The organism is Roseivirga sp. E12 (genome assembly GCF_017592825.1).
GTDB lineage: Bacteria > Bacteroidota > Bacteroidia > Cytophagales > Cyclobacteriaceae > Roseivirga.
Map to the genome: position 1 here is coordinate 108787 of NZ_JAGFMD010000008.1, position 14481 is coordinate 123267.

The 14481-nt window shown below is 41.2% G+C and carries 11 protein-coding genes and 1 pseudogene; all 12 read left to right on the top strand.

Annotation, left to right across the window (positions count from 1 at the left end):
• Positions 1-102 precede the first annotated feature (102 nt).
• Complete coding sequence (locus tag J4E76_RS16725) at positions 103-444, top strand: PadR family transcriptional regulator (protein ID WP_208505930.1); 342 nt, start codon at positions 103-105, stop codon at positions 442-444.
• The gene (locus J4E76_RS16730; RefSeq protein ID WP_208505931.1) at positions 441-3116 is read left to right on the top strand and encodes an ABC transporter permease; all 2676 of its coding nucleotides are present in this window, start codon (positions 441-443) and stop codon (positions 3114-3116) included. The genes J4E76_RS16725 and J4E76_RS16730 overlap by 4 nt, the downstream gene beginning before the upstream one ends.
• 116 nt (positions 3117-3232) lie before the next feature.
• Complete coding sequence (locus tag J4E76_RS16735) at positions 3233-4111, top strand: RNA polymerase sigma factor (RefSeq protein WP_208505932.1); 879 nt, start codon at positions 3233-3235, stop codon at positions 4109-4111.
• A 45-nt stretch (positions 4112-4156) separates the two neighbouring features.
• Positions 4157-4696, top strand: a complete 540-nt coding sequence (locus J4E76_RS16740; RefSeq protein WP_208505933.1) for an SRPBCC family protein — start codon at positions 4157-4159, stop codon at positions 4694-4696.
• 141 nt (positions 4697-4837) lie between these two features.
• Positions 4838-5170, top strand: coding sequence for a PadR family transcriptional regulator (locus tag J4E76_RS16745; protein ID WP_208505934.1), 333 nt, complete (start codon positions 4838-4840; stop codon positions 5168-5170).
• Positions 5131-5361, top strand: a pseudogene (locus J4E76_RS21220) (permease prefix domain 2-containing transporter); the annotation flags it as partial. The gene J4E76_RS16745 and the pseudogene J4E76_RS21220, both read left to right, overlap by 40 nt.
• A 42-nt stretch (positions 5362-5403) precedes the next feature.
• The gene (locus tag J4E76_RS16750) at positions 5404-7776 is read left to right on the top strand and encodes an ABC transporter permease (protein WP_208505935.1); all 2373 of its coding nucleotides are present in this window, start codon (positions 5404-5406) and stop codon (positions 7774-7776) included.
• 10 nt (positions 7777-7786) lie between these two features.
• Positions 7787-8242, top strand: a complete 456-nt coding sequence (locus tag J4E76_RS16755) for a hypothetical protein (RefSeq protein ID WP_208505936.1) — start codon at positions 7787-7789, stop codon at positions 8240-8242.
• Between the two features lie 90 nt (positions 8243-8332).
• On the top strand, positions 8333-8674 hold the full coding sequence (locus tag J4E76_RS16760) for a PadR family transcriptional regulator (RefSeq protein WP_208505937.1): 342 nt from the start codon (positions 8333-8335) through the stop codon (positions 8672-8674).
• Positions 8664-11258, top strand: a complete 2595-nt coding sequence (locus tag J4E76_RS16765) for an FtsX-like permease family protein (protein ID WP_208505938.1) — start codon at positions 8664-8666, stop codon at positions 11256-11258. The genes J4E76_RS16760 and J4E76_RS16765 overlap by 11 nt, the downstream gene beginning before the upstream one ends.
• Positions 11259-11358: 100 nt before the next feature.
• Positions 11359-11700, top strand: a complete 342-nt coding sequence (locus J4E76_RS16770) for a PadR family transcriptional regulator (RefSeq protein ID WP_208505939.1) — start codon at positions 11359-11361, stop codon at positions 11698-11700.
• Positions 11690-14353, top strand: a complete 2664-nt coding sequence (locus tag J4E76_RS16775) for an ABC transporter permease (protein WP_208505940.1) — start codon at positions 11690-11692, stop codon at positions 14351-14353. The genes J4E76_RS16770 and J4E76_RS16775 overlap by 11 nt, the downstream gene beginning before the upstream one ends.
• The last annotated feature ends 128 nt before the right edge of the window (positions 14354-14481 follow it).

The following is a 14481-nucleotide window of genomic DNA, read 5'->3' on the forward strand; positions in this document are numbered from 1 at the left end:
TCAGTACAGAATTCTAACGGTTCAGTTACAAATCTGGACCTATTATATCGTCAAATACGAATTTAATTAATAATATTATCGTCAAATGCGAATTATATAACTATGAAAGGAACGAACCTCGGTGAATTTCAAGAGCTGGTCTTACTCACAATTGGCACCCTGTATCCCAATGCCTATGGAGTAGGGATCAAAGATGAGATTAGAGAAACTACCAGTAGGAAGGTGACATTGAGTACAGTACATGCAGCCCTCAATCGACTGGAGAAAAAAGGTCTTATCACCAGCAGCTTCGGTGAAGCCACCAAAATCAGGGGTGGTAAGCGAAAGCGCTTTTTTACCATCACCGCCTACGGTCTTAAAACCCTACAGGAAACAAGACAGCAGCGTGAACAATTGTGGAATGCCATTCCTGAGCAAGTTTTTAATGTAAACTGGCAAGTTTGAAAGGCGCTTCACAAAACTATATACCCCCAAAGTATGCCAAACGGTTCCTTAAGTGGTACTGTAAACCTGATTTATATGAGGACATTTCAGGAGACATTGAAGAAGACTTTAATCAAAGATACACGTCACATGGGTCAAGGTCGGCCCGGGTCAAGTACACCCTAGATGTGATCAGGTTCTTTCGGCCCTTCGCGGTTCGAAAATTATTCAAAACTCAAATCAACATTAGTATGTTTAGTATCAACTCAAGAATTGCTCTAAGGAATTTAGGCAAGCACAAGCTTTATTCTTTCATTAATATCAGTGGCTTAGCACTCGGCATTGCCGCTTGCCTGGTCATTGCACATTATGTCGCCTTTCAACTTAGCTTCGATACCAGCTTTCAGCATTCCGATAAGCTATATCGGGTGCACATGACCCGTCACCAAAGTGGGGTGAATCAAGGAACCGACCCCAATGTAGGCTTTGGCTTAGGCCCTGCAATTACAGAGGCAGCTCCAGAAATTGAAAAGGCGTCACTCATTCATTTTTACTACGATGGTGCCATTGTGAGTAAGGTAAAAGACTCTATTGCCTCTACCCCATTCCAAGAAACTGACCTTATCTTCGTAGAGCCTGCTTTCATAGATATGTTCTCGTTGGAATTCTTATCAGGAAACCCAAAAACAGCTTTAGACAATCCAAATTCTGTTATCATAACAGAGTCAATTTGGAGGAAGTACTTTGGAGAGAACGCCTCATTGCCTCTAGGCGAAATACTAAATATTGATGGCTCATGGGGTGAACGAGGAGCCTTTACCATATCTGGAGTCATAGCGGACTTTCCCGACAACTCTCATTTAGCAGTGGACATACTTCTTCCCATGAGCAATCTGATGAAAGACAGTCAATACAAGTCAGATGGAGCAGCTTGGGGATGGAGCAACTTCGAACTCTATGTCCAATTAATACCTCAGACAACCGAAGGTCTGGTCGAGGAAAAAGTATCTGGGCTTATGCAAAAATATGTGGGTGAGGAAATGGAGCAAAACAGCGAAGAGAGGGTTCTAAGTCTACAATCCATCCAAGACTTACACCTAAGATCAGATGTTACTGGAGAGGAAGGTGCTATGAATTCCATCTATTTTCTAGTCCTTATCGGAGCCTTTATTTTGGTTATTGCATGGATTAATTTCATTAATCTCTCCACTGCCAAGGCTGCCGAAAGGAGCCGGGAAGTTGGTGTAAAAAAGGCTATGGGTGCCCTTAAGAAACAGATTATACAGCAATTTCTTACGGAGTCCTTTTGGCTAAACCTGTTTGCAACCATATTAGGAGTATTCGTGGCTTTCTTGCTGCTTCCAAAGATGGGTAACATCATTGGAGAGGAGTTCAAACTTGATTTAACAAACCAGGTCACATTAATCCTTATTGGCAGTATGATATTCATCGGCCCACTCCTGGCAGGTATCTATCCAGCTTTTGTTATGTCAGCCTTCAAAACAACTGATTCACTGAAAGGCAACAAGAACCTCGGCACTAGCAAAGTCCCGTTGAGAAAGGTGCTCGTAGTATTTCAGTTTGTCATATCCACACTGATGATTGCGGGAACCTATGTGGTATCAGAGCAGCTCGACTACATGCGTAACCAGTCTACTGGTTTCGAGATGGAGAAGATACTCATCGTTCAAGGGCCTAGAACAAGGGTACAGTTTGAGAGTTTTCAAAAGTTTAGAAATGAAACCTCAGCACTAGCTGCCGTTGAAAGTTTTGCCTCCTCTAGAAGCATTCCAGGAGCTGGATATAACTGGGGTACTGAAATGTACAAGTTTGGAGCAGACAAGTCGAGTAGAAAGAGCGTAAGTGTAACCTGGGTAGACTCTGAATTTATACCCACCTATGAACTAGAAATGATTGCCGGCCGTGACTTCTCAGACCCCATCAACGAGGCGGAGGATGTTAATGTGGCTAATGGTGCCATCATTAACGAAGCCACTCTAGAAGCATACAATTTAGGAACGCCCGAAGAAGCACTCGGTGAGAAACTAGTAATCAGCGGTACGACTATGCCAATCAGAGGCGTTACGAAAGACCATAATTGGAAGTCACTACACAGCAAAATTACGCCAAGTGTTTTTATGTATACGGTTGCCTCAAAAGACTACTTCTCTATAAAACTCAACATGCAGAACACGGAGGAAACCATTAGTGCTATTAGTGGTTTTTATGCCGAAAACTTTCCTGGTAATCCAATTGAATATCATTTCATGAATGATTTCTTCAATGAACAATACAAAGCAGATCGAGAGTTTGGTCAAATCTTCAACAGCTTTGCTGTATTTGCCATTGTTGCCGCGTGCCTGGGTTTATTTGGACTAACCGCCTTCAGCATGCTACAAAAGGCTAAGGAAATTGGCATAAGGAAGGTTCTAGGGGCCAAAATGAGCCACATCACTTACCTTTTCTCTAAGAATTATCTTGTACTCATTCTGGTTGCTAACGGACTAGCAATACCACTATCCTACTTTAGTATCGAGTATTGGCTTCAAGACTTTGCTTACAAAATCCCTATCACGGCCAAGTTATTCATCATTCCGGTTGTATTGTTAATGTTCATAGCCCTTATAACCATTACTTTCCAAACCATTAAAGTGGCTAGATCCAATCCTATTAAAAGCCTGAGGGCTGAGTAAATTAGAAAATGGAATAAAGAAAAGCCCAATTCACATTTGAATTGGGCTTTTTATTTACTTTCACAAAAGCTGTAACACATCCATTGTTTTGCCATCATAGCTTAAAGCAAAAAGCGATGAACCCATTCCTGACAGACTACACAACAGATGAAAACGACAAAGTTCTTATCAAAAAAGCCCTTTCTGGGGACAAGCGTGCATTAGAGAAACTACTAAAAAAGCATCAGCCATACATATACAATATTGCCTGGAAGATGGTACAAATGCCCGATGATGCTCAAGACATTACTCAGGAGGTAATGGTAAAAGTGATTACCAACCTTTCGAAGTTTAGAGGGGAATCTCAATTCAGGACCTGGCTATACAGAATCGTGACTAACCACTTCCTTCAAATGAAGAAGCAAAAAAGAGAGACCCTTGTCAATGAGGGTTTTGGCGGGTTTACTGAAAGACTGGATAGCATCGCGGATGTTGAAATGACCATCCTAGAACAGGAAGAGAAAGCCAGTGAAATTCGTGAGATGAACTTGGCCTGTATGTCAGGCATGCTATTATGTCTAACTAGAGAGCAGAGACTAGTTTATATACTCGGAGGCCTCTTCAATGCCGACCATACCCTAGGTGCCGAAATACTCGGGATTAGCAAAGGAAACTTCAGAGTAAGGCTTTCTAGAGCTAAGAAAGACCTTTTCAACTTTATGAACAATCAGTGCGGTCTTGTCAACAAAGCCAACCCATGCCGATGCCATAAAAAGGTGACCGCAGTGATTGAGAAAAAGATTCTTGATAGCAAAAACCTGCTTTTCAACAAAAAGGAATATGCCACATTCCAAGAGCACATCGCTGAGAACCCAGACAACTTGTCGGAATTGATGGAAGAAAAATACATGCAGCTCCACAGTCAATTGCCATACAAGCAAGAATTCAGCAAAAAGGAGTTTCTGGATGATTTTATCAATGATGAACGAGTAATTGCTCTACTGAATTTGAACTAAGCTGTAACACCTTCACCCTATCATTATCTAAAAAGAAAAAAGAAAATGAAAAAGGTCCAGAAATTTGAAATCTCCAAAGTCATACCTTTTCCAGCTCAAAAGGTATGGGCTTTGGTAGGTGAGGACTATGGTGCAGTCGCCTACTCACACCCCAAAGTTATTGAGTCCGAGTTTATAAACGGAAGTTTAAAAGCCGGTGAGGGGGCGGAAAGAATATGTTACTTCAATGAAAAACACACTCAATATTTACAGGAGAAAATGGTGGACTACTCACCAGAAACCATGTCATTCACAAACGAGATTTCGCAAGCAGGAAGGTTCCCAGTAAATCCTGAATACACCAAAGCTGTATACAATGTGGACGATCTAGGAAATGGAACAAGTATGCTGACATTTACAATGCAATACCGCACGAAACCAGCCTTTATGGGGCCAATTGCAAAAGGCAGTTTCAAGACACTTATCAGTGATTACTTTATAGCTATAGAACATCACTTACGTACAGATGAAAAGGTTACTAAGAATAACTTTAAGCAAGTGAAGAAGGAAGCAAAAGCTCGGGCAAGACAAGTTGCTTCAAGATAATACGCGCAATTCCTCCCAGTGAAAAAGCCCTTTCATACTACTTAGAGGGCTTTTTATATATCCGTGTAATAATATTTCTTCTATTTCGTCTCCATTTAAGAATTAAATAAATAGATTAGGTCTTCATTTAAGTAACAAATTATGAAAGGCACTTACTTAGGAGAGTTTCAGGAGATAGTACTCTTAACCATTTTGGTTCTTGACGAAAACGCCTACGGCATCACAATTCAGGATGAGATTGCAAAACGCACAGGTCGAGAAGTAAGCCGGGGTGCTTTGCACACTGCGCTAACTCGTCTTAATGAAAAAGGCTTTATATCATCAGAATACGGTGGCGCCACTGCTGAACGCGGTGGACGTAGAAAACGATACTACCAGGTCACCAACCTGGGTAAGAATGCTCTTCAAGAAGCTAAGTCGGTGAGAGATGATCTATGGAATTCTGTACCAAAAGTCACACTTCAAAGATCATAGCATTGAATAACTCATCCCAACCACCCAAATTTTGGACAAGGCTATTTCAATGGCTCTGTAACGATACATTCTATGAGGAACTCCAAGGTGATCTGGAAGAGAGATATGTGATGAATGCCCAGGAGAAAGGGTCAAGAAAAGCTAAATGCATATATAAAAAGGAAGTGATCAAAATGATCAGGCCTTCAGTACTCAAAAAAACTCGAACTCGAACTCGTTTAAACAACATTGCCATGTTCAGAAATTACAGCATCGTTGCTTTTCGCACTCTTTTAAAGAACAAACTTTTCTCAACCATCAATATTGTTGGGCTTGCCATCAGTATGGCTGTTGCACTCATAACCATTGCCTTTGTTACTGAAATCAATAATTATGATACATTTCATGAAAAAGGAGATCGCATCTATCGGGTGAACAACGACCGCCTTTATGATAACCGAGATCCTGGTCATTATGCAACTTCCTCAATACTGGCCGGACAAAGATTAAGAGACGAATTTCCAGGTATTGAAAAAGTTGTATCTGTCTATAACAGCCTCAACGGAGACATAATAAGTGACGGCCAAACACATTCTGTTAGGGGATATTTTGTGAGTGCCGAGTTTCTAGAGGTATTCACTTTTCCACTCCTTTACGGAAACCCCGAGACGGCATTGGACGAGCCCCACTCTATAGTGATTACTGAGACAACGGCTATGCGCATCTTCAATCGAAAAGACGTAGTGGGCGAAATATTGGAGCGCAATCATGAGTCTTTTCAGATAACAGGGGTACTCAAAGACATTCCTAACAATTCCCATCTCAAATTTCAGGCATTGGGCTCTTTAGCTACCTACCAAACTTCTGAGCGCGGTAGGCGATCGATTTCTGACTGGACAAACATGTGGAGCAGCTATGTGTACCTACTTCTGCCAGAAGGCACTACTTCTGAAACAGCTCAAGTATGGCTAGATCAGCTTTCTGTTGACGAGAACAATAAGGGTCCACGATTCAATATCGAAATGAAAATGGAATCTCTAGCATCCATTTTTCCGGGAGACGGTAAATACAACCAAATCAACACCGTGATGCCTAAGGAAAACGTAAGATCAATGATCATTTTAACGCTGATTGTTGTTTTCTCTGCTTGCTTCAATTATGCTAACCTGTCTATGGCCCGGTCGTTAAAACGCGCCAAAGAGGTAGGGGTAAGAAAAGTTGTGGGCGCACGAAAAGGACAGATTTTCACTCAGTTTATAGCAGAAGCCATCTTAATTTCAATCTTATCACTGGGCATTGCTTACCTCCTTTTCAGGTTGATAAGACCGGAGTTTTTAGAATTGAACTTTTATATCTCACGTACTGTGGCGCTAGACCTCACTACCAACATTTATCTGCAATTCTTCACCTTTGCTGTAGCCATAGGTATTTTATCAGGAATGGTTCCTGCCTTTTTGATGACTCAGTTCAAACCAGTTAGTATTTTAAAAGGCGCAGTAAATCTGGGAGGCAATCGTAAATTTGGCATCAGAAAGATCCTTATAGGCATTCAGTTCACCCTCTCAATGGGCTTTGCCATTTTGGTTACCCTAGCCTATAAGCAATATAATTTTGCCCTGAATTTTGACTTGGGCTACACCACCGAAAACATATTGAATGTTGCATTGCAGGACAACGACCCTAAATTGATGAAGAACGCTCTTGAGAGTGTGCCAGAGGTCTTAGGAGCCTCGCTTTCATCCATGATCCCAAGTACGGGATCACTCAATTCAGACATAGCAAGCCGACTTAATCATGGCGATTCAATTAATACCTACAGTATCATGGTTGATGAAAACTATCTTGATAACATGAGCCATAAACTACTGGCAGGAGAAAACTTCAATACCGACCTGGTGAATGATCAAATGATTGTCAACGAGCAGTTTGTTGAAAAAATGGGTTACTCATCCAATGATGAAGTCTTAGGGGAACGCATTTTCTATTATAATGATACTTTCAGGATTGTTGGCGTAGTAAAAGACTTCCACTATGGCACCGTGTACAACGAAATTGAGCCTTTCTCATTTGTACAAAGGACCAACAACTTTAATAATGTGAATTTAAGAGTGGCTAGTAACGATATGGTGGCCACTATGAGCAAACTGAGTGAAGCTTGGGAGCGCATAGACACTGACCATGAATTCAATGCCACATTCTTTTCAGAATCCATAGAACGCACCTACAATACCTTGTCTTCTTCGATGAAAACTTACGGCATGCTGGCTATTGTAGCCATTTCTATTTCCATGCTAGGTCTTCTGGGTATGGCCGCCTACGCGGCAGAGGCTCGCACCAAAGAGCTCACTATAAGAAAAGTACTGGGCGCAACAGTTTACAACCTGCTAATCCTTCTGTCAAAAAACTTTTTTGTCATCATTGTCATAGCAGCAGGCGTTGCCATACCACTCAGTATGCAGTTGTTCAAGACCAAGGTGGTACAAGACGTGGAATACGGGATAGAAGTCGGGTTCTGGGAATTGGCGAGTGGGGCCTTGTTGGTATCCTTCATTGCCCTTATTACCATAGGCACTCAAGCAAGAAAAGCAGCAAAAGCCAACCCAGCAAACAGTTTGAGAAACGACTAAAAACCGAATCATGGTCCGAAAATTCATTACCAAGCTAGACTCCTACGCGCTAATGATAATCGCTTTGCTAGCAGTCGTTGTTTCAATATGGCAAGTCAATCATCAACGCCACCATGACAGAATATCAATGATGCCTTATGTGAGTTGGGAAGTTGAACCTATAGGAGATACTATAAGCGTAAAGATTTGGAACAAGGGTGCCGGACCAGCACTAATTACAAACTATAGCTTCAGTGTCAACGACAGCACCTTTGGTGCATGGCAAAAAGCCTTTGCATTTGCCGATCCCACTATTAAAAGTCTTGGAGGCACCACTTTTGGTTCCTACACTTTAGCCGCCAATGAAAAGCTGACTTTAGTCTCCTATGTACAAGGTTTAAGAAGGGATGGCAACTTAAGAATAGACATTCAGTTTGAATCCGTTTATGGTGATAAGAAGGAAGACTACCTCATATCCAGCCTTTAACAGAAACGCAGTCTTATAATCTAATTTTTACCTCGTCTCCATTTAAGAACAAATATTTCTATATTTGTCTCCATATAAGAACTAGGTTAGATGAAAGGAACTCATTTAGGAGAATTTCAGGAGGTTGTACTACTAGTAATACTTTCTCTCGATAGTAACGCCTATGGTGTCACAATTAAGCAAGAGATCATGAATAAGGTGAATCGAGATATAAGCAGAGGGGCTTTACACACAGCCCTTAGCCGCTTAGAGGAAAAGGGATTTATTACATCAGAACAAGGCGAAGCACATGAAGACCGAGGTGGAAGACGCAAAAGATACTATACAGTAACCAATACTGGTTTGACTGCACTTCATGAGGCAAGATCGCTCAGAGACGAACTTTGGTCACAAATCCCAAAAATAAAACTCTATCCAGGTTATGGGAAGTAACAAAAACTCTCCCAACAACTTCTTCTCTAAGGTTCTAGAGTTTATCTGTAAGGAAGAACTCTATGAAGAATTGCAAGGCGACCTAGATGAAGAATTCAAGATCAACGTTGAAAAATTCGGTATCCAACATGCCAAAAGAATTTACCGAAAGGAGGTCTTCAAAATGATGAGACCTTCTGTTTTAAAAAGGCTCTCAATCAATCATACCATGCGCACTCCCCTACTATTCCATTTCTTCAAAATCAGTTTTCGAAACCTGAAAAGAAACTTTTCATATGCATTACTTAACGTCATAGGGTTTGCCGCGGCTCTTGCCGTTTGTCTATTTTGTATCAATGCCATTTACTCCAATCAGCAACTGGACAAGAAGTTTTCAGATGGTGACAGAATCTACAGAGTAAACCTAGAATCTAAGACTTTGGAAGGTACTAGTCTGAGCGCAACAAGCCAGATAGCACTTTATCAAAAAATTCAAGAAGCACTTCCTGAGGCTGAGAACATTGCTCTGATTCAAAATCAGGTCATGTACACTGCCGCTTATTTAAAAGGAGCACGAAGGAATCTCCTCGGTCAAGGTATCAATAGAGACTTTTTTAAAATATTCGACTATGAAATGGTTTTGGGTAGCGCTGAAAGTCTTTTCGACAATCCGAAGCATATCATTATCACGAAGAAAGTGATGGACAAATACTATCAGGAAGAAACCGTCATAGGTTCTAGTCTTGGCAATTATATCATTAGTGGCGTAATAGAAGACCCTGCTAAAGTCTCCCATCTAGATTTTGAATTTCTGCACAGCAAATATGAAGACCACACTGGCTCGCCATTTTATACAAGCTGGAAAGTCCACACTATGCAAATCTTATATATCAAAGTCCTACCAAACATAGAAGCGACCTATGTTCAAGAAAAACTATCGCAGCTTTCAAAAGAGATCAACGAAGAATTAAACAATGAAGATGAGGGAATTGAATACAACTACCTACTCGAACCTTTAGACAAAGTAGCACAGTCCAATGCAAGTCTAAATAAAGGTGCACTTCTAAGCAGTGATGCTCAAAATATGCTTATCGCTCTAATGATTGTGATTCTTATCATAGCCAATTTTAACTATACCAACCTCGCAATGGCCAGTGCGATATCCAGAGCCAAGGAAGTAGGCATTCGCAAAGTCTTAGGCACTGGGAAATACTCTTTGGTATACCAACTGCTGATAGAAACTACTATACTCTCGTTACTGGGCTTTGGTCTTGCTTTACTGATTTTCAAGTTACTCGTTCCGAGCGTGGCTTCTTTTACAGATTTTAACTTCCAAGAACATCTAGCATTCGATCAAGTCTTGCTCTTCTTTTCATTTTCACTCTTGACTGGAATTATTTCTGGGGTTGTACCAGGGCTATTTTTCTCCAGAATCTCAATCATGAGCCTTTTCAGAAAATCGACTGGGAGAAACAAATTATCCATTGACTTTCTAAAGAAAGGCTTAATGACAACACAAGTTACAGTTAGTCTCTTGGTTTTTACGCTAGGCATACTGGTACTATCTCAATCCAGCCTGATCTTGAACCAAACAACTCCATTTAGTGGTGAGCAATTGGTAGCCTTGGACTTACCTCCCTCCGATAGCTTGAGTATTGTATTTCGAACTGAAGTTGAGAGATTAACCGGGATTGAGTCAGTAGCAGGGACTAGAGCCATACCCTTCATTGGCTCTTTCGGATACTATGGTGTAAGGAAACAACACATAGACGATCCGACTCATCGGCATTCAGCAGTAATTCTTCAAGCAGACAGTGGATTCCTTTCTACATTCAGCCAGTCCATAGAATGGTTGGCAGATAAGAAAATGATAAAAGACCGCCCATACTTTTTGGTAAATAGAGCTTTTGCAACAAGTATGAGCGACTCTATCAGGAGATTTAATGAAACTACATTTTCCCTAGGTCTTGATTATTATCCAGTGATGGGTATGATCAGTGATTTGAATCTCACCGACCCGGTTGAGGCAGCCAAACCTGCTGCTATCATGATCACCCATGAATATCCATTAGGCACATTAATCTTGCGACTTAACAAAGCATCATTTGCCAGAACTCTGGGAGAAATAGGTGAATTATATAAAACACGCTATCCCAATATTGACTTTCAACCAGTATTTGTAGACGATGTATTGGCCAATCGAATGAGGCAGTTTAAAGGTATTGTTCGCGCTTTGATATTTGTCTTTGCCGCTATAGTGGCCATTACACTTATGGGACAAATCGGCATGGCCATGTACCAAGCCAAGACCCGAGAGAAGGAAATTGGGGTCAGAAAAGTGCTTGGAGCAAGTTTACGGCAGGTTGTACAACTAATTCTAAAATCTACACTGCTACAACTTATCATTGCTGCATTGATTGCATGTCCTGTGGCATATTTGTTATTCTCAGAACTACCTCTGGACTTTGCAGTTCCACTGTCTGTTAGCACATACCATTTCGCTGGGGCATTTTTACTGTTTTCTCTCATCATATTTACACTGGTTTCTAGTCAAACGTGGAAAACAGCCAGCCAAAACCCTGTAGATTCCTTGCAAAACGAGTAAAAAACTTGATACAATCAAGAACTTGGATAATTTCAACCATCAAGTCTTCAAACTAGAACAAGTTTTTCTATATTAGTCTTCAAAATAGAACTAGCACACTATGAAAGGGACTCATTTAGGTGAATTTCAGGAACTCGCCCTCCTAACCATTCTTGTTTTGGGTGACGATGCTTACGGTGTCAGCATCAAGAGAGAAATCAACAAAAACATTAAGCGGAGTATTAGTCGCGGTGCCTTACATACGGCACTTACAAGGTTAGAAGAGAAGGGTTTCTTGAAATCTAGACAGGGAGAAGCCAACGAAGAACGCGGTGGCAGACCCAAACGCTATTATGAAGTAACCAATAAAGGGAAACAGACGCTCCATGAAACGCGCGAAATGAGAGATAATCTCTGGAACAAAATCCCAAGCATAAGGCTAGAACTCAATTATGCCTCATAAGAATGACGCACCTCCGAAGTTTTTTAGCAGACTCTTCAAATGGTTCTGCAAGGAGGAATATTTTTTAGAACTACAGGGAGATCTTCAAGAGGAGTTCTCTGAAAACCTGAGCGAACATGGATACCCCATTGCCGCTCGATTATATAAAAAAGAAGTCTTGAAAATGATCAGGCCTTCAGTACTCAAAAAAGTCAAACTCAGCAACAACCAAAATTTTTCAGCTATGTTCAGAATTAACGCTAAACTCGCTCTCCGAAACCTATTCAAGCACAAACTTTACACTTTTATTAATGTGGGAGGGCTTGCCATAAGTCTTGCTGTCTGCATGCTTATTTTACTCTACGTTCAAAGCGAAACAAGTTATGATAATTACCATCCCAATAAAGACAGGCTTTATCGTGTAGCACTGGATAGGTTCTATCCAGATCACACTTCTCACTACGCTGTTACTCCATATTCCATGGCCGAACAGGCAGCCATCGACTTTCCAGAAGTGGAGGCATTCTGTCGAATCTTTCCTGGCTTTGGCATCAATGTGACTTACGAGAATGAAACTTTCTTAGAGAACGACCTGAGGGCAGCTGACAAGAATTTTTTCGACCTTTTTGGCATCAAATTATTAAGCGGAAGCAAATCAGAACTGTTTAATGTCCAAAACGCAGTTATACTTTCCGAAAGCACTGCCTTAAAATATTTTGGTCAGGATGAAGCAGTTGGAAAAATTCTAAAATCAGACTTAGGAGATTTAATTGTAACGGGTATTGCCGAAGACACTCCCGAGAACACTCACTTCGAGTTCGACCTCTTAATCAACCTAGAATTACTCACCTTTCTTCAGGCCAACTTTGTAAACTTCTCGGTGCATAATTATCTCTTGCTCAAAGAAGGTGTGGACCCAGAATTAATCAATAAGAAATATGTAGATCTAGTAGAGCAATATGCTGCTGGGCAAATCGAAAGAAATCAAAAAATCTCATTCGAAGAGTTTAAAGCCAGTGGTAATGGGTACAATTACTTCCTACAACCTGTAACAGACATTCACTTGAAATCTCAGTTAGAAGCAGAGTTTGAAGCCAATGGCAATATCACTTATATCTATATCTTCTTATCGATAGCGGTGTTCATTGTTGCCTTAGCCGCTGTCAACTTTATCAATTTGGCCACAGCTAGGTCTACAGAAAGGGCGAAAGAAGTTGGTATTCGAAAGGTTTTAGGGTCAGAGAAAAAGCAACTTATTAGCCAGTTCTTGATAGAATCAATCTTCGTGAGTCTTGCCGGAATGTTAATCGCAGTCGGCTTAGTCTTCCTGATTACTCCAGCTTTTAATGGCTTTACAGATAAGTCGATTCTGCTCAGTAATTTTACTACTGCCACCAACATTGGCATCCTGACCATCTTCAGTCTTGTACTGGGAGGCATAGCTGGCATTTACCCTGCTTTTGTATTGTCATCCTTCCAACCAGTTGTTGTACTCAAGGGTAAAATGATCCACAGCAAAAACGGTGCGTGGATTCGAAATGGACTCGTGGTTTTTCAATTTTTCATTTCCATAGTGCTGATATGCAGCACGCTGATTGTAGGTCAACAAATGCGCTATATGCAAGATAGAAACCTTGGTTTTGAAAAGGACAATGTCTTAGTCATCGAAAGAGCCTTTAGCGTACCAGATATGGAGACCTTTAAAACAGAAGTTGGTAAAATCCCTGGTGTCAATGGCATGGGAGCAGCCAGTGCCATGCCCGGGACCGGAAATTATTTTGGTGCTTCTTTCAGGCTTCAGGGTGTAAATGAATCAATAGCCCTGAACTGTGTCGTTTTCGCTGATGACTTCCAGGAGACAATGCAAATGGATGTATTAGCCGGTCGCTCCTTTTCAAAAGAATTTCAAGACACACTTTCTCTAATGTTAAACGAGTCAGCCGTCCGTGCCCTTGGAATTCAAGGCGACCCTGTTGGACAAAGTGTTGTAAATGTACAAGGTGGCAACAACCCTGGTGGTGATGTGGTCTATCAGGTAGCCGGTGTCGTTAAAGACTATAACTATAAATCACTTCATACTGAAATCACACCGATGGCTATTTTTAGTGCCGAAAGTGCCTTTGGAGGAAATGTGGGCAACCTTGCACTCAAGATCGATCCAAATCAAGCTGCAAGCATAGTAGAGTCTATACGCGAAATCTGGAGGGAGCAAGCACCGAATCAAACTTATGTCTATAGCTTTCTCGATGATTCACTCCTTGAACTTTATGAAGCTGAAAAGAAGTCCGGAGATCTTTTCTTAGTGTTTACAGGTATAGCTATTTGGATTGCTTGCATAGGCCTTTTTGGATTAGCAACCTTCATTATCGGCAGCAGGATCAAAGAAATTGGGGTTAGAAAAGTGTTGGGTGCCACTTCAGCAAGAGTGGTCTTTCTCCTCATGAGCGACTTTAACAAGCTAATCTTTATTGCTGTGTTACTGGCCATCCCAGCTGCCATTTGGGTAATGGGTCAATGGCTCGAAGGCTTTGCCTATCGTATCAACATGATCGACACTTGGATCTCCTTTGTCATTGGGGGAGTTGTGTCTCTTGCCGTAGCTTGGCTGACGGTAAGCTATCACTCGATTAAAGCAGCGATGTCTAACCCAGTAAAGAATCTGAGAACGGAGTAGGTGTTGGTCAACAGTTGAATTACCACGAAAATTCCGTCAGGCGCTAGTCCTACAAAATTGTCTTCTGATGTCTAAAAACAACGATGAGCTGATCGCTTATTTCGATCAGCTCATCGTTCTAATTCTGA